The organism is Pseudarthrobacter sp. RHLT3-21 (assembly GCF_059383495.1).
In genome coordinates, this window is sequence record NZ_JBWZCI010000006.1 from 32695 (window position 1) to 48682 (window position 15988).

Consider the following 15988-nt stretch of genomic DNA (forward strand, 5'->3'; position numbering starts at 1 on the left):
GCGCCGTGCCGCGGAATCACGCACGCCACAGCCCAGCCAGTGATGCGATGATGGACCCATGAACAGCGCCAGCCGGCAGGTCCGGAACGTCCACTGCGCCCTTCGAGACAGTCTGGTGATTCGCTGATGGGGCGCGTCACGCAGCGCCGCAAGGTGCACAAGTACGTTTTGGACGGCTCGCCGAATGCCCTTGAGTTCCCGGTCCGCCACCGCGAGGATGTCCTCGCCGTCGAAGAGCCGCTGGAAATCCGGATCGGTGCACTGTCGTTTTCGGTGACCATGCGGACGCCCGGGGACGACTTTGACTTGGTGGCCGGCTTCCTGGTGTCCGAGGGGATCATCTGGGCTCCGGAGCAGCTGGTGTCGCTGCGGTTCTGTGCCGGCGAGGACGAAAACGGCGTCCAGACCTTCAATGTGGTGGAAGCCCAGCTGCGGCCCGACGTCGAACTCCCGGCCAGGGGACGGAACGTCTTCACCTCAAGCTCCTGCGGTATCTGCGGCACGGACTCGATCGAGGCAGTACGCAAGTCCTCCCATTTCAGCCCGGCGGCGGATCCTTTGACCGTGCCCGCGGACGTTCTGGCTTCCCTGCCCGGGCGGCTCCGCGAAGCCCAGGACGTTTTTGACGTCACCGGCGGAGTGCACGCCGCGGGCCTCTTCCGCATAGCGGACGACGGCGGCGTGCAGCTCTTGTGCCTCCGCGAGGATGTGGGACGCCACAACGCCGTGGACAAGGTGGTGGGCTGGGCCCTGCGGGAGCGGTTGCTTCCGCTGCGCGGGCTGGTCCTGCAGGTCTCGGGCCGCGCGTCGTTTGAACTCGTCCAGAAAGCGGCGTTGGCGGGCATTCCCGTGCTGGCGGCGGTGAGCGCGCCGTCGAGCCTTGCCGTGGAGCTGGCGGAGGCCAGCGGCATGACCCTGGCAGGATTCAGCCGGGGCACCAGCCTGAATATCTACGCCGGACAGGGCAGGATTACGCTGCCCGCCGCGCGGGTTCCGGCGCAGGTTCCCGCGCCGGCGCCCGCACCGGTTTCCGGGGAGGACCCGGCGGCGGTCAGCGCGAAGATACCGGGATAAAAACGGCGTCAACATCTCGGCGGAGATTTCCGGTGGCGCTTGGCTATTGAGCTACTAGCCGGTAGATTTTATCCATCGATTGGACGCGTAGGTCCGGATTCGAGTACTCCAGTTCAAGCACCTAAGAGGGTTTACATTGCATGACGACCGCCGGATCACCGAAGTCCGCCTGGACCGGTTTGTCCGCGAGCGGATCATTCCCGCCGTTTACACCCGCAGCGTTCCGCTGAACCTGAGCAGCTGGGATGCGCCCGGCGAACCGGTGTCCGTGATGGAAGCGCTGCGGAATCACTTCGCGCCGCAGGAACACGGTGCCGCCTGGGGCAAGCCGTGGGGCACCAAATGGCTGCGCCTGCAGGGCGACGTCCCGGAGGCCTGGGGCACCGGCCCGGACACCGCGGTCGAAATCGTGGTGGATCTTGGCTTCATCAACGAAGCCCCCGGATTCCAGTGCGAGGGCATCGCCTGGCGCCCGGACGGCACCATCATCAAGGCCATTTCGCCCCGGAACCAGTACATTCCCCTGAAGCTCCTGGGCAGCGGCATGTCCGTTGACTTCTACGTTGAAGCGGCCGCCAACCCGGACATGGCGCAGGGCTGGACCTTCGCCGCTACGCCGTACGGAGACAAGGCAACGGCAGGCACGGCACCGCAATACCGGCTGGGCAGGATCGGCATCGCCGAACTCAACCAGACGGTTTGGGAACTCCAGCAGGACATCTGGACCCTCGTCGGGCTGATGCACGAGCTCTCCCCGGAGCAGCCGCGGCGCCATGAGATCCTCCGTGCGCTGGAGCGCATGATGGACCGGATGGATCCCGACGACGTCCCCGGCACCGCCGCGGCCGGTCGGGCAGTCCTGGCAGAGGTCCTGTCCCGGCCCGCGTACGCTTCGGCCCACCAGCTGGTGGCTACCGGCCACGCCCACATCGACTCCGCCTGGCTCTGGCCGGTGCGCGAAACCATCCGCAAATGTGCCCGGACGTTCTCCAACGTGGTGGCGCTGATGGATGAGGATCCGGGCTTTGTGTTCTCCTGCTCCTCAGCCCAGCAGCTGGCCTGGATGAAGGAGTTCTACCCCGAGCTTTTCGGCCGGATCCGGGAGAAGGTCAAGGCCGGGCAGTTCGTCCCGGTGGGCGGCATGTGGGTCGAGTCGGACACCAACATGCCCGGCGGCGAGGCCATGGCCCGGCAGTTCATTGAGGGCAAGAACTTCTTCCTCGACGAGTTCGGCGTCGAATGCCGCGAAGCCTGGCTCCCGGATTCGTTCGGCTATTCCGCGGCCCTGCCCCAGATCGTCAAGTCGGCCGGCAGCCGCTGGTTCCTCACGCAGAAGATCTCGTGGAACCAGGTCAACCGCATGCCGCACCACACCTTCAACTGGGAAGGCATCGACGGCACCCGGCTGTTCACGCACTTCCCGCCCGTTGACACTTACAACGCCGAGCTCAGCGGACGCGAACTGGCGCACGCCGAGCGGAACTTCCGCGACCACGGGCGCGGCAACACCTCACTCGTCCCGTTCGGCTACGGCGACGGCGGCGGTGGGCCGACGCGCGAAATGCTGGCTGCCGCCAGCCGCACCGCAGACCTTGAAGGTTCGCCCAAAGTCCGCGTGGGTTCCGCCGCGAGTTTCTTCACTCAGGCGGAGGAAGAGTATTCCTCCCTGCCCGTCTGGGTGGGGGAGATGTACCTGGAACTCCACCGCGGCACGTACACCAGCCAGGCCCAGACCAAACGCGGCAACCGGCGCAGCGAACACCTGCTCCGCGAGGCCGAACTCTGGTGCGCCACCGCTGCTGTCCGCGCCACCGGTTCCTTCGAGTACCCGGCGGCGGAGCTGAAGCGGCTCTGGCGGCTGGTGCTCCTGCAGCAGTTCCACGACATCCTGCCCGGCAGCTCCATCGCCTGGGTCCACCAGGACGCGGAACGTAACTACGCCGCCATCAGCGCCAGCCTCGAATCCCTCATTGGACAGGCGGCGGCAGCGCTGCTTGGCGAGGGGTCGCGGACCTTCCTGCTCAACGCCGCACCGCACGCGCGCAACGGGGTTCCGGCCTTGGCGGCCGCAGAGCTTTCGCCGGCCGGCCGGCCGGTTCAGGCAACCGCTGCGGATTGCGGTTATGTGCTGGACAACGGCATCATCAGGGCGGTCCTGGATGCCGATGGCTTGCTTGCCTCCCTGACCGACTACGCCACGGGACGCGAAGCCATCGCTCCCGGAGCGCGCGGCAACCTGCTGGAACTGCACCGGGACACGCCCAACCAGTGGGACGCCTGGGACATCGATGAGTTCTACCGCCGCAACGTCACGGCCCTCACGGCGGCGCAGGCCATCCGGCTGGAGCACGTCGGACCCAGTGCGGTTGTGGTGGTTGACCGGGTTGCCGGCTCGTCACCGGTCACCCAGCGGATCACGCTGGATGCCGGCAGCGGCTCCCTCACCATCACCACCGCCGTTGAATGGCAGGAGAGCGAGAAGCTGCTTAAGTTGGGCTTCCCGCTGGACGTCAGGGCGGACAGCTCCGCTTCAGAGACCCAGTTCGGCCATGTCCTCCGTCCCACCCACGTCAACACCTCGTGGGAGGCTGCCAAGTTCGAGATCTGCGCGCACCGCTGGATCCACGTGGCCGAGCCCGGCTACGGCGTCGCGATTTCCAATGCGGCCACCTACGGACACGATGTCACCAGGAACGTGCGGGATTCCGACGGCGGGACCACCACTTCGGTGCGTCTCTCCCTGTTGCGGGCACCGAAGTTCCCGGACCCGACGGCGGACCGGGGCCACCAGGAACTGACCGTGACCATCCGTCCCGGCGCCGGAATCGCCGAAGCCGTGGAAGAGGGGTACCGCACCAACCTTGCGCCCCGGCTGGTGAAGGGTGCCCGCGGTGTGGAGCCGCTGTTCACCGTGGACAACCCGGCGCTGGTCATTGAAGCCGTCAAGCTTGCCGAAGACGGTTCGGGCGATGTTGTGGTCCGCCTCTATGAGTCCTTGGGGCAACGGTCCGCAGGCATACTCACGGCCAACTTCCCGGTCAAGGGCATCCAGGCCACGGACCTGCTGGAGCGGGCCACAAACGCCCCGGGCGTCACAACCGGCGCAGCAGAGCAGTCGGTGGAGCTTTGGCTGCGCCCGTTCCAGCTGGTGACCCTGAGGTTCGCGCGGTAGGTGCGGCACGGATGCCAGCTGTCCGGTCAGCGGCGGGAGGGGCAGCGGTGGGAGGGTCAGAAAAGGGACCCGGCCGTTAAATGGCTGAGTGGGGGCGGTCCCCAACGGCCCGCCACCACTCATCCCCCCAAAGAATGCAAAGACTCAACAGGCCCGGCGTCCAAGAATTTATCCCCGTTCGCAAACACCGGCGCCCAACTCCACACATTCATGATTGTGCCACGTCTAATGATTTTGTGAAAGTGTGAAGGCTACTTTGCAGTAGAAGTCTTTTGTCTCGGCCCGCTCCGCCCTGACCGCAGCTTGGCTACCCAGATCAGCGCCAGCCCGATGACAAAACACAGGACGGCTGTGTAGTTGATGACAAACTCCACTGAGCCCAAGGCCGGTGGGAGCGCCGGGAACAACAGGCTCGCGCCAATGGCAATCGCTCCGAGGGCCAGCAGGAATGCCGCCACCCGGACCAAGAGCGGAAAACTGCTCCGGCAGGCGCGGACCATGGATGGCAGCAGGACCAGCGAAACATAGGCAGGGTAGGCGCGGCCTGCGGCACCATAGTACTCAACCAGCAGTCCGTTCCGGGCGTCCTTGACTGACACCGCGCCCATGCCTGCGGAGGACCCTGCCGTATCCATCATGAGAAACAGCACAAGCACGGCGAGGGAGATCAGGCCCAGGACGGCCATCCCGATCCGTCCCGTGAGCAGCCGGTAAGCATCGTCGGCCCCAAAGCCCCGGGTGACGCGGATGCCCACGAAGAAAATTGCTGCGAAGATGACAAAGCGGAGCAGGAGGTTGGCCGCATTGACGCCGCCGAGCGCCTGGTCGATGGCAACGTATGGCGCCTGGATGCTGAGTAGGATCGCGAGCGTCATCAGCGAAAAAATGTAGAAGAGTGTCCTGTTCGTCCCCCTCAGCGCGCTGGGAACGCGGGCGATGGCCACCAGGCCGCAGACAGTCAGCGTGGACCACTGCAGGATTTCGATCATCCCAGGTTCTCCCAGATCTTTTCGGTTTTTTCATGGTCATGTTCCTGCCGGCGGAGGGCCCGGCCGAGTGTCTGCAGCCGGTCGCCGGCCAGCGTGGTCAGCTGTCCGTCGGACAGGCTGTCGAGCGCGGCCTGCCGGGCTCCGGGAGGCCAGCCGGCCTCCGCCTCCGTGACCAGCCCGGTGGCAACCAGGCCGCCGGCAGGGCCGACGCCGGCGGCAACGGAGGTGGCAATCGCCAGTTCCGGAGCCAGCCGGTTTGCGGTCAGTTGTGCCGAATAGTTCTGCGGAGCGATTCCGGTGGCGGCGGAGACCCGGTGCCGCAGTTCGCCGTCGTCGATGGCCTCTACCCAGTTCTTGACCGAGGTGGCGTGCGGGGCCGGGTCCAACGCAGGCGAACCGGCCGGCGCGGCAGCCGCGGCAGCCGCGGCAGCCGCCGGCGCGCCGCCCGGGTCCCCGGCGGAACGGGCCAAAACCGCACGCAGGAGGTCCGGGGTGGAGATCTGGCTGACCAGTTCGGCCCTGGTGGGCGGGTGCGCGTCCGCGAGCTGGCTGTAGGAATCGAACGCCGCCAGTGCCGAGACGGGGTTGACGTTGTACGCCCGGCTGATGCTCACCACTGTTGCCTCTGCCACCTTGCCCCGGACAAGCTGCTGGGCCAGCGTGGTCCGCTTGATGCCGGACACGCGGCAGATGTCGGACGTGCTCGTGTGGGGGGCGATGCCGTGCAGCCAGCGTTGGAACGCCTTGGCAGGTATGGGCATAACGGCTCTCTGCAGAACGGATGGTCGCTTCTGATTTTAGCCTGATCTCCCGCAGGCGGTTTGGTGCGGCGTGCTGAGTCGACTATGCTTGATGGTCGAGCCCGTTGGTCCGTACACCCCCCAAGTCCGGACCGGCGGGCTCTTTAGTGCCCCGGCACTTTTCGGGGCGGCACATTGCGGATTCACCGCAGTTTCGGGCCGATTCAGGCGGGCTCCTCCGGCCGGGCGGCGGCGAGAGGATGGACCAACCTATGACTGCAACCCTTGTTGCCAAAGATCTTTCCGGCGGCCACGACCACCGGACGCTGTTCGCCAAACTTTCCCTCACGGTGGCCCCCGGCGACGTGGTGGGTGTGGTGGGCGCCAACGGCGCCGGCAAATCCACCCTGCTGCGCCTGCTGGCCGGCGTGGACCAGCCACAGGGCGGCAGCGTCAGCCTCGCCCCCGCCGATGCCTTTGTGGGCTGGCTGCCCCAGGAACACGAGCGCTTCGCCGGCGAGACCGTGGCCGGCTACATCGCCCGCCGGACCGGCTGCGCCCAGGCGACCGTGGAGATGGAGTCCACCGCAGAGGCTCTGGGCTCCGGCGCACCGGGAGCCGACGACGCCTACTCCCTGGCCTTTGACCGCTGGATGGCATCCGGCGCGGCAGACCTCGACGAACGCATCCCGCCAGTCCTGGCCGACCTCGGCCTGGACACAGGAGCAGACGCTCCCATGACCGGGCTCTCCGGCGGCCAGGCCGCCCGCGTGGCCCTCGCTGCGCTCCTGCTCAGCCGGTTCGATGTTGTGCTGCTGGACGAGCCCACCAACGACCTTGACCTGGCCGGCCTGGCCAAGCTGGAAGCATTTGTCCAGGGCCTGCGCGGCGGTGTGGTGCTGGTGTCCCATGACCGCGAGTTCCTGGCCCGCTGCGTCACCACCATTGTGGAACTGGATCTGGCGCAGAATTCCGTCGCTGTATACGACGGCGGCTACGAAGCCTTCCTGGAGGAGCGTGCCGTGGCGCGGCGGCACGCGCGGGAAAAGTTCGAGGAATTTGCCTCCACCAAGGAAGACCTGGTCTCCCGTGCCCGGACCCAGCGCGAGTGGAGCTCCCAAGGTGTGCGGAACGCCATGAAGAAGAGCCCGGACAATGACAAGATCCGCCGGGCCGCCAGCACCGAGTCATCGGAAAAGCAGGCACAGAAGGTCCGGCAGATGGAATCCAGGATTTCCCGGCTGGACGTGGTGGAGGAGCCGCGGAAGGAATGGCAGCTGCAGTTCACCATTGGCCAGGCACCCCGGTCCAGTGCGGTGGTGGCCACCCTGCGTGACGCCGTCGTTCAGCAGGGAAGCTTCACTCTGGGCCCGGTGAACCTGCAGCTCAACGCGGGGGAGCGGATCGGCATCACCGGCCCCAACGGAGCCGGCAAGTCGACGCTGCTCCGCCTGCTCCTGGGCGTGCAGGCACCCGACGCCGGGAACGCCGCCATGGGTGCCTCGGTGGCCATCGGTGAAATTGACCAGGCCCGCGGACTGCTGGCCGGGAGCCTCTTCCTTTCCGACGCCGTCGAAGCCGTGCTCACGGACCTGACGCCGGCGGAGGTCCGCACCCTGCTGGCCAAGTTCGGGCTCAAGGCGGACCACACCACTCGCCCCGTGGATTCGCTGTCGCCGGGGGAACGCACCCGCGCCGCCTTGGCGCTGCTGCAGGCACGCGGAGTGAACCTGCTGGTCCTGGACGAACCCACCAACCACCTGGACCTGCCCGCCATCGAACAGCTGGAAGAGGCCCTGGAAAGCTACGAGGGCGCACTGCTGCTGGTGACCCACGACCGGAGGCTGCTGGAGAACGTGCGGCTGGATGTACGGTGGAATGTGGACAACGGAACGGTAACTGAACTGATGGCAGACGCAACGGAGCAACAGCGATGAGCATGGACGGCGTTGCCTGGCACTCCCTGTACAACATCTCCCGGGCCAAGAACGGCTCCAGGCCCTTCTCCAAGGCCACCCTGAAGCGGGTGCTGGGTTTCGCGCGCCCCCACCGGACAAAACTGATCGCGTTTGTGGCGCTGTCCATTGTGATGGCCTTCCTCGCCGTCGCAACCCCTGTGCTGGCCGGCCAGGTGGTTGACGCCATCGTGGCCAAGACGGGTACCGACGAAGTGATCCGGCTGGCGATGCTGATCGCCGTGGTGGCCGTGGCCGAAGCAGGCCTGGGACTCGTCAGCCGCTGGCTGTCCTCCAATATCGGCGAAGGCGTGATCGTGGACCTGCGCACCCGGGTCTTTGACCATGTGCAGAAGATGCCCATTGCGTTCTTCACCCGTACCCGCACCGGGGCCCTGGTCAGCCGCCTGAACAACGACGTCATCGGCGCCCAGTCCGCCTTCGCCGGCACACTGTCCGGCGTGGTCAGCAACGTGGTGGCCCTGATCCTGACCCTGATCGTGATGCTCGGGACGTCCTGGCAGGTCACCGTGCTCGCCATGATCCTGCTGCCGATCTTCCTCATCCCGGCCCGCCGGATGGGCTCCCGGCTCGCGGACCTGCGCCGTGAGGCCGCAGACCACAACGCAGCCATGGGCACCCAGATGACCGAGCGGTTCTCCGCTCCGGGCGCCACGCTGGTGAAGCTCTTCGGCCGGCCGGACGAGGAATCCCGCGAGTTCGCTGTCCGGGCCGGCCGCGTCCGGGACATCGGCGTCCGCACGGCCATGCTGCAGTTCACTTTTGTCACCGCGCTGACGCTGGTATCCGCGCTCGCCTTGGCCCTGGTCTACGGCCTGGGCGGCTGGCTGGCCATCGGCGGGCAGCTCGCCGCGGGCGACGTGGTGGTGCTGGCACTGCTGCTGACCCGCCTGTACGCCCCGCTCACCGCCCTGTCCAACGCCCGCGTGGAAATCATGAGTGCCCTGGTCAGCTTCGAGCGGGTTTTCGAGATCCTGGACCTCAAGCCCCTGATCCAGCAGAAGCCCGACGCCGTCGCCATCCCGCCGGGCCACGTGTCCGTGGAATTCGACGACGTCCGCTTCGCCTATCCATCGGCGGACAAGGTCTCGCTGGCCTCGCTCGAGGAAGTGTCCACGCTGGACACCCGTGGCGGCGAAGAGGTGCTGCACGGCATCAGCTTCCGGGTGGAACCCGGGCAGACCGTCGCCCTGGTGGGTTCCTCCGGTGCCGGAAAGTCCACTATTGCGCAGCTGCTTTCCCGGCTGTACGACGTCGATTCCGGCGCCGTACGGCTCGGCGGCACCCTTCCCGGCTCCGGACTGGACGTCCGGGACGCGACCTTCGATTCCCTGCGCGACACACTGGGCATGGTCACCCAGGACGGGCACCTGTTCCACGAATCCATCGCCTCCAACCTCCGGCTCGCCCGGCCGGACGCCACCGAAGAGGACATGTGGGGCGCCATACGGCAGGCCCGCCTCGAAACCATGATCCGGTCCCTGCCCGACGGCCTGGACACCGTGGTGGGGGAGCGCGGCTACCGGCTCTCCGGCGGTGAACGCCAGCGCCTCACCATCGCACGGCTGCTGATTTCCCAGCCCCGCGTGGTCATCCTCGACGAGGCCACCGCCGCCCTGGATTCCACGAACGAAGCCGCTGTACAGGCGGCCCTGGGCGCAGCGCTCGAGGGGCGCACCGCCGTGGTAATTGCCCACCGGCTGTCCACCATCCGCGCCGCCGACGTCATCCTGGTGGTGGAGGACGGGCAGATCGTGGAGCGCGGGAACCACACGGAGCTGCTGGCCGCCGAGGGACGGTACGCCGAGCTCTACCAGACGCAGTTCGCCGAGGCCTCGGCCGTGGCAGCGGAAGCCGTTCCGGAGTACTAGCGCAGCCTTCCCCAACTGAGTAGCCTCACAGTCGTTTTGAGCCGTCAAAACGACACTTACTGCTACCTACTTGGGGCCGGGGCGCAGCGCGGCCAGTTCGGGCAGGATGTGGTCCGTGAGCAGCGGAGCGAGGTCCGCGGGCAGCGGTGCACCCCGATCCAGCGCGGCCAGGTCCAGCCAACGGATCTCGGCGATCTCAGCTGACGGGTGCGCCGTCCAGGTTCCCGGCGCGGTAAACACCGTGGCCTCAATGTCAGTGGCGGCCTCGTTGGCGGCGTCGGCGATCCAGATGCCCATCAGCTCCAGCTCGCGCGGATCCACTACGATCCCCACTTCCTCCTGAAGTTCCCGCGCCGCGGCGTGGACGGCGGTTTCACCGGCCTCGGGCTTACCGCCGGGGTGCATAAACATGCTGGTGCCGCGCTTGCGGACGGTCAAGAGCCGGCCGGCGTCGTCGAAGACACAGACGGCGGAGACAACAATGCGGGCTTTCACGGTTCCGAGCCTAGCCTGTTCAGACCTGCCGTTTCAGACCTGCCGCTTCAGACCTGCCGCTTCAGACCTGCCGCTTCAGTGCCGACGTCAGCAGCAGGTCCTTGCGCGGGCCGGTCACATCCCACGTGTAACTGAATGTGTCCGGGCCTTCGTAGGTGTAGGCCACGCGGTACGTATCAGGATCGCACCAGTGCTGGTCCAGGTTGGCCTCCGGCGTGAAACTCATCCGGTGGAACGGCCGCCCGTCGGCAAATAACACGTCCAGGGCGTCGGACCGGTCGGCAGGCTTCAGGACGTATTCGCGGGAGACGGGGCCGGTAAAGGTGGGCCAGCGCATGGTGCCTTCTTCACGGAAGGCCAGGCCGTCGTCGTCCGCGGGGGAAAATCGTACGACGCCGGCAAAGGTTCCGTGGGTGCCGGCCGCCCGGTCCAGCAACTGCCGTTCGAGGGCCCAGGTTCCCTGAACAGGCCAGTTCCCGGCCGGCGAGGGGCCGAGCAGGTAGGCGCGGAGGTCAAACTCCGGTGAAGGAAGATTCAAGTGCCCTCGATTGGAATCGAACCAACGACACCGGCTTTAGGAGAGCCGTGCTCTATCCACTGAGCTACGAGGGCGCGTATCCGCTGTTCCGGCAAGGCCGGTCCGTCCGGACACGGATACAAGCATACAAGGTGGCGGGCCGTACTACGCTCTTGGCATGAGATCAGCCCCGACGTCCGCCCCCGCCGTGGCCTACCTCCCGGACACCGCCTCCACCCGCCAGTACATCGGCGCCTGGTCCGTCCTGAGTGTCCTGCAGTATTTTGTGGCGGAAGCGGCCGTGATCGGCGCCTGGGGCGGCCCGCAGTCCTACGACCGCCGGACCGGATACATCAGCGACCTCGGTGCGCTTAGCTGCGGGATCTACGACGGACGGGACGTGTGTTCGCCGCTGCATTGGCTGATGAACGCCTCGTTTATGGTCCAGGGGCTGGGGATGCTGCTCGGTGCGCTGCTGCTGGGTTCGGGGCTGCTGTGTGTCGCCGCCAGGGCCGGCGCCCGCGTCCAGCGGGGGCGCCGGAAGCCCTGGCTGGCCGCGGTCTGGGTGCGGATCCTGACCGGCACCGCCGGTGCGGGGACCATGATCGTGGGCTTGGTGCCGGAAGATGTCGGCTCCGGCTGGCACTTTGCCGGCGCCCTGATGTACTTTCTTGCCGGCGCGTTGGCCCTGCTGCTGCTGGGCGCGTTGTGGCTGCGGCAGACGCCCCTGGGCTGGTTCGTCCTGGTGTGCGGGCTGGTGTCGCTCGCCGCGCTGCTGACCGGCGGTCTCACGGGCATGGACGTGCCGGAGCCGGGCAGCCTGGAACGGCTGATGGGCTATCCGGTCACCGTGGGCGTGGCGGCGGCGGGCCTGGTGATCGCCCAACGTGTACACCGGCACCGCAAGGAGGGACCCGCTGCTGCGGCGCGGGCCTAGCCGGTTTTTGCGGGCTCTTTTTCCAGGAACGGCTTTTTCTTCAGGAACACTGCCGCTGCCCCGGCCAGCAGGCTGAGGACGAACAGCACCCACCCCGCAACGGTGAGCCCGGACGCCAAGGCGACCTGGCCGGCGTCGGCCGTTTCCGAAGCCATTGCGGTATCGATGGCGACATTGCCCCACAGCCGGACCACCACAAACAGCAGCGGGACGGCCCAGAGTGCCCAGCGGAGGGTCTTCCTGGCGACGTTGGTCCCGATCAGCAGCAGCCAGGTGAAGCCAAAGATCAGCGGGAAGAGGGTGCCGGCCGTCTTGTGGACGTAGTTGAGCTGGCCGCGGGCATCGTTGTCCATGGCGGCGTTCAACTGGCCAACGTAGCCGGCGTCAAAACCGCCCACCAGGGAGTCCGGCATGGCCAGGCCGCCGGAGAGCTGGGTGAGCTGCTGCAGCGTGAGCAGGTGGACGTACCAGAACAGGAACAGGCTGGCCACTACGCCTGCGATGAGGATCAGGTTGGTGTTGTTCTGGGCCTTCTGCGGCGAACGGCCGGTGGTGGGGTTGATGACCGGCGGAAGGCTGTGCTGTGGAACAGCCGCCTTGGAGCCGTGCTTCTTGATCCGCTGCGCTGGGGTTTTGGCCATGGCACCATTATCCCGCCACATAAACTGGGTCCATGACCACTGGCAGGCACAGCGCCCTTGAACTTGACCCCGCCCTGGACGACTACCAGCTGGCATCAGCGCTGGTGCGCGAAGCCGGGCAGCTCGCGCTCCTGATGCGCATGGCCGGACTCCAGTCGCAGCAGAAAACCTCCATCTCCGACGTGGTGACCGCTGCGGACCACGCTGCGGAAGCCTACGTGCTGGGGCAACTGCAGCGTTGCCGGCCGGAGGATGGCATCGTGGGCGAAGAGGGCGCCTCGGTGGCCGGCACCAGCGGCCGCACCTGGGTGATCGATCCCGTGGACGGCACCTACAACTTCCTGCACGGATCCACGTACTGGTGCTCGGCCCTCGCGCTGAAGGACTCGTCCGATGTGCTGCTCGGCGCGATTTTCCAGCCGGACGAGGACAAACTCTGGCTCGGCGGCAAGGCCCACGCAGCCACGCTGAACGGCGAGGTGCTGACCGCTTACCGGGCCACGGGCACTGTCCAGGACGGCCGCTCGCGCAACGCAACCGCGCTCGCCGAACTCGGCGCGGCCACCTACATCCACCCCACCTGGCTGATGGATCCGCTCTGCGCCATGCCGTGGCACGCGGCCGCGACCTCCGCCGCTGCGCTGCGGATGTTCGGCTCCGGGTCCTGCGATCTGGGCCGGGTGGCCGATGGCCAGCTGGGCTGCTGGTTCCAGCACAGCTGCCCGGAATGGGACTGGCTGCCGGGCAAGGCAATCGTCCGCGCCGCCGGCGGCGCCACGGACACTGTGCTGGTCAACGGCCTGGAATGGTTTATGGCGGGAGGCACGACGGCGGTACGGGAGTTGCGTGCCGCGCTTGAGTCGGGCTCCGTGGCCTGAGTCCGGACCGGTTTTTGGACGCCTCCGGGATTGGGCTAGCGGTGTTATCCACAGGCTGGACCTGACTGTCAGCCCCACCGCCTAGACTTGTAGGCACCATGGATATGTTGTTTGACCCGTACTCTGACGGACCGTTCAAGGCCGCCGCGCCAGCCTCCGCCCGCACCAAGTCGCGCCCGGAAGGCCTTGCCGCGGCCGCCGAATTCGGTGGCGGCGGGTCCAGTAGCGGGTCTGGCGGCGGGCCCGCCAACGGCCCCGAACACGCAGCAGACCAAGGCGCCCAGCGCACGGGCGGCTGGGCCAATCAGCAGCCCGCTCATGACGGCAACGGCGAGCCGGTCCACCACCGGCCCAATGCCGAGGAACTCCTGCAGGGACTCAACCCGCAGCAGGAGGAGGCCGTTAAGCACGCCGGCGGCGCCTTGCTTATTGTGGCCGGCGCCGGCTCGGGAAAAACCCGCGTCCTCAGTAACCGGATCGCCTACCTCATTGCCACACGCCGCGCGCATCACGGTGAGATCCTGGCCATCACGTTCACCAACAAGGCCGCCGCCGAGATGCGGGAGCGCATCTCGGCGCTGGTGGGTGGACGGGCCAAGATCATGTGGATCTCCACGTTCCACTCGTCCTGCGTGCGGATCCTGCGCCAGGAGGCAGCCAACGTTGGCCGGAAGTCGAACTTCTCCATCTACGACTCCGCGGACTCGCTGCGGCTGGTCATCCAGGTCTCCAAGAGCCTGGACCTGGATCCCAAGAAGTTCGCGCCCAAGGCCATCCAGCACAAGATCTCAGCGCTCAAGAACGAGCTCATCGACGCCGACTCCTACTCGTCCTCCGCGAACTACAACGATCCGTTCGAACAGGCCGTGGCCGAGGTCTTCAAGGGCTACACCCAGCGGCTGCGCCAGGCCAACGCCATGGACTTCGATGACCTCATCGCCGAGACCGTTTACATGTTCCGCGCCTTCCCGGCGCTCGCTGATTCCTACCGGCGGCGGTTCCGGCACGTCCTGGTGGACGAGTACCAGGACACCAACCACGCCCAGTACGCCCTGGTCCGCGAAATTGTGGGTGAGGGCCCCGGGGCGTCCGAACTCACCGTCGTCGGCGACTCCGACCAGTCCATTTACGCCTTCCGCGGCGCCGACATCCGCAACATCGTCGAATTCGAGAAGGACTACCCGGACGCCCGCACCATCAAACTGGAGCAGAACTACCGCTCCACGCAGAACATCCTCAGCGCGGCCAACTCCGTGATTTCACGCAACCCCAACCGCCCCGAGAAGCGGCTGTGGACCGCCGAGGGCGAGGGCCACAAGATCATCGGCTACGTGGGCGAGAACGAGCACGCCGAGGCCCAGTTCATTGCCAAGGAGATTGACCGGCTCCAGGACGAGGACAACCTCCGCCCCGGTGACGTTGCCATTTTCTACCGCACCAACGCGCAGTCCCGTTCCATTGAGGACGTGCTGGTCCGGGTTGGCCTGCCGTACAAGGTGGTGGGCGGCACGCGGTTCTACGACCGCAAGGAAATCAAGGACGCCCTCGCGTACCTCCGGGTTTTGGTGAACCCGGACGACGACGTCAACCTGCGCCGGGTGCTCAACGAACCCAAGCGCGGCATTGGTGACCGCGCCGAAGGTGCCGTGGCCGCGCTGGCCCAGCGCGAACGGATGTCATTTATGGCCGCCGCCCGGCGGGCTGAAGAAGCCCCCGGCATGGCCACCCGTTCCGTCAACGCTGTCCTCGGGTTTGTGAAACTGCTGGGAGACCTCGCAGAGGTTGCCTCCGGTTCCGGCGCCGCCGCTGCGCTGGAGGCCGTCCTGGAACAGACCGGTTACCTTGCCGGGCTGCGTTCCAGCACTGATCCGCAGGACGAGTCCCGCGTGGAGAACCTGGCGGAACTCGTCGCCGTCGTACGTGAATACGAACAGGAGAACCCGGAAGGGTCCCTGGGCGCTTTCCTGGAACAGGTGTCCCTGGTGGCTGATGCCGACCAGATCCCGGATGCGCCGGGCGCGGACATCGACGCCGCCGTGGCGGAAGCCAAACGCCTCGGGGTGGTCACGCTGATGACCCTCCACACCGCCAAGGGACTCGAATTCCCGGTGGTGTTCCTGACCGGCATGGAGCACGGGCTGTTCCCGCACCAGCGCTCGGCCACGGACCCCAAGGAACTCGCCGAGGAACGCCGGCTGGCCTACGTGGGTCTGACCCGCGCGCGCAAGCGCCTCTACGTCACTCGGTCCGAAGTCCGCAGCATGTGGGGCCAAAGCCAGTACAACCCGGCCAGCCAGTTCCTCGAGGAAATTCCCGCCGAGCTGCTGGAGTGGAAACGCGAAGGCACCAGCAAGCAGTCCGGCGGGTGGGGGAGCAGTGCGACGATCGGCTCCAGCCGGTACGGCGGATCCTTCTGGGGCGCCGGCACGTCCCGCGGTGCGGCCGCCGACTCGTCGGCAGGCTTCAACGCGGACGTTCCCGCGGCCATCGCCAAGAACCGGGTCCAGCCGCAGAAGGAGATTGTGGCCGTCAGTGTGGGCGACAAGGTCAACCACACCAGCTTCGGCAACGGCACGGTGCTGGCGCTGGAAGGCGCGGGGGATAAGACGGTCGCCAAGGTGAAGTTCGACGTAGGCGAGAAGCGCCTCCTGCTCCGGTACGCGCCGCTCACGAAGCTCGACGCCTAGCCACGCTTGCC

At 67.0% G+C, this 15988-nt stretch carries 12 protein-coding genes and 1 tRNA gene; 7 read left to right on the forward strand and 6 right to left on the reverse strand.

The features are described 5' to 3' along the window. The first annotated feature begins 126 nt into the window (after positions 1-126). Both fdhD and AC50YA_RS08590 read left to right on the forward strand, forming a co-directional pair. On the forward strand, positions 127-1074 hold the full coding sequence (gene fdhD, locus AC50YA_RS08585) for a formate dehydrogenase accessory sulfurtransferase FdhD (protein ID WP_494981868.1): 948 nt from the start codon (positions 127-129) through the stop codon (positions 1072-1074). A gap of 136 nt (positions 1075-1210) precedes the next feature. Then, positions 1211-4246: an alpha-mannosidase gene (locus AC50YA_RS08590; RefSeq protein ID WP_494981869.1), complete on the forward strand. Its 3036-nt coding sequence runs from the start codon at positions 1211-1213 to the stop codon at positions 4244-4246. Between the two features lie 251 nt (positions 4247-4497). Here AC50YA_RS08590 and AC50YA_RS08595 read toward each other — a convergent pair whose 3' ends face one another. Together AC50YA_RS08595 and AC50YA_RS08600 are read right to left on the reverse strand one after the other, a co-directional pair. Further along, the gene (locus AC50YA_RS08595; RefSeq protein ID WP_494981870.1) at positions 4498-5235 is read right to left on the reverse strand and encodes a hypothetical protein; all 738 of its coding nucleotides are present in this window, start codon (positions 5233-5235) and stop codon (positions 4498-4500) included. After that, positions 5232-5996: a hypothetical protein gene (locus AC50YA_RS08600; protein WP_494981871.1), complete on the reverse strand. Its 765-nt coding sequence runs from the start codon at positions 5994-5996 to the stop codon at positions 5232-5234. Before AC50YA_RS08600 ends, AC50YA_RS08595 begins: the two co-directional genes overlap by 4 nt. A gap of 251 nt (positions 5997-6247) precedes the next feature. Between AC50YA_RS08600 and AC50YA_RS08605 the strand changes: the two genes are divergently transcribed. Continuing rightward, positions 6248-7912: an ABC-F family ATP-binding cassette domain-containing protein gene (locus AC50YA_RS08605; protein WP_494981872.1), complete on the forward strand. Its 1665-nt coding sequence runs from the start codon at positions 6248-6250 to the stop codon at positions 7910-7912. Then, the gene (locus AC50YA_RS08610; RefSeq protein WP_494981873.1) at positions 7909-9822 is read left to right on the forward strand and encodes an ABC transporter ATP-binding protein; all 1914 of its coding nucleotides are present in this window, start codon (positions 7909-7911) and stop codon (positions 9820-9822) included. Before AC50YA_RS08605 ends, AC50YA_RS08610 begins: the two co-directional genes overlap by 4 nt. Before the next feature lie 66 nt (positions 9823-9888). Here the strand turns inward: AC50YA_RS08610 and AC50YA_RS08615 are convergent, their stop codons facing one another. The 3 genes from AC50YA_RS08615 to AC50YA_RS08625 form a co-directional block, all read right to left on the reverse strand. Further along, complete coding sequence (locus tag AC50YA_RS08615) at positions 9889-10317, reverse strand: NUDIX hydrolase (protein ID WP_494981874.1); 429 nt, start codon at positions 10315-10317, stop codon at positions 9889-9891. 61 nt (positions 10318-10378) lie between these two features. Next, on the reverse strand, positions 10379-10855 hold the full coding sequence (locus tag AC50YA_RS08620; protein ID WP_494981875.1) for a DUF6314 family protein: 477 nt from the start codon (positions 10853-10855) through the stop codon (positions 10379-10381). Between the two features lies 1 nt (position 10856). Beyond that, positions 10857-10929, reverse strand: a tRNA-Arg gene (locus tag AC50YA_RS08625). Positions 10930-11012: 83 nt separating this feature from the next. On the opposite strand from AC50YA_RS08625, the gene AC50YA_RS08630 reads away from it, so the two are divergent. Next, a complete protein-coding gene (locus AC50YA_RS08630; RefSeq protein ID WP_494981876.1) occupies positions 11013-11771 on the forward strand; it encodes a DUF998 domain-containing protein in 759 nt (252 codons plus the stop codon). Here AC50YA_RS08630 and AC50YA_RS08635 read toward each other — a convergent pair. Then, positions 11768-12412, reverse strand: coding sequence for a hypothetical protein (locus tag AC50YA_RS08635; protein ID WP_494981877.1), 645 nt, complete (start codon positions 12410-12412; stop codon positions 11768-11770). The two genes, AC50YA_RS08630 and AC50YA_RS08635, sit on opposite strands and share 4 nt — an antisense overlap. Positions 12413-12444: 32 nt before the next feature. Between AC50YA_RS08635 and AC50YA_RS08640 the strand changes: the two genes are divergently transcribed. Together AC50YA_RS08640 and pcrA are read left to right on the forward strand one after the other, a co-directional pair. Continuing rightward, positions 12445-13290, forward strand: coding sequence for an inositol monophosphatase family protein (locus AC50YA_RS08640; protein ID WP_494981878.1), 846 nt, complete (start codon positions 12445-12447; stop codon positions 13288-13290). Between the two features lie 98 nt (positions 13291-13388). Further along, positions 13389-15977: a DNA helicase PcrA gene (gene pcrA, locus AC50YA_RS08645; protein ID WP_494981879.1), complete on the forward strand. Its 2589-nt coding sequence runs from the start codon at positions 13389-13391 to the stop codon at positions 15975-15977. Positions 15978-15988 lie beyond the last annotated feature (11 nt).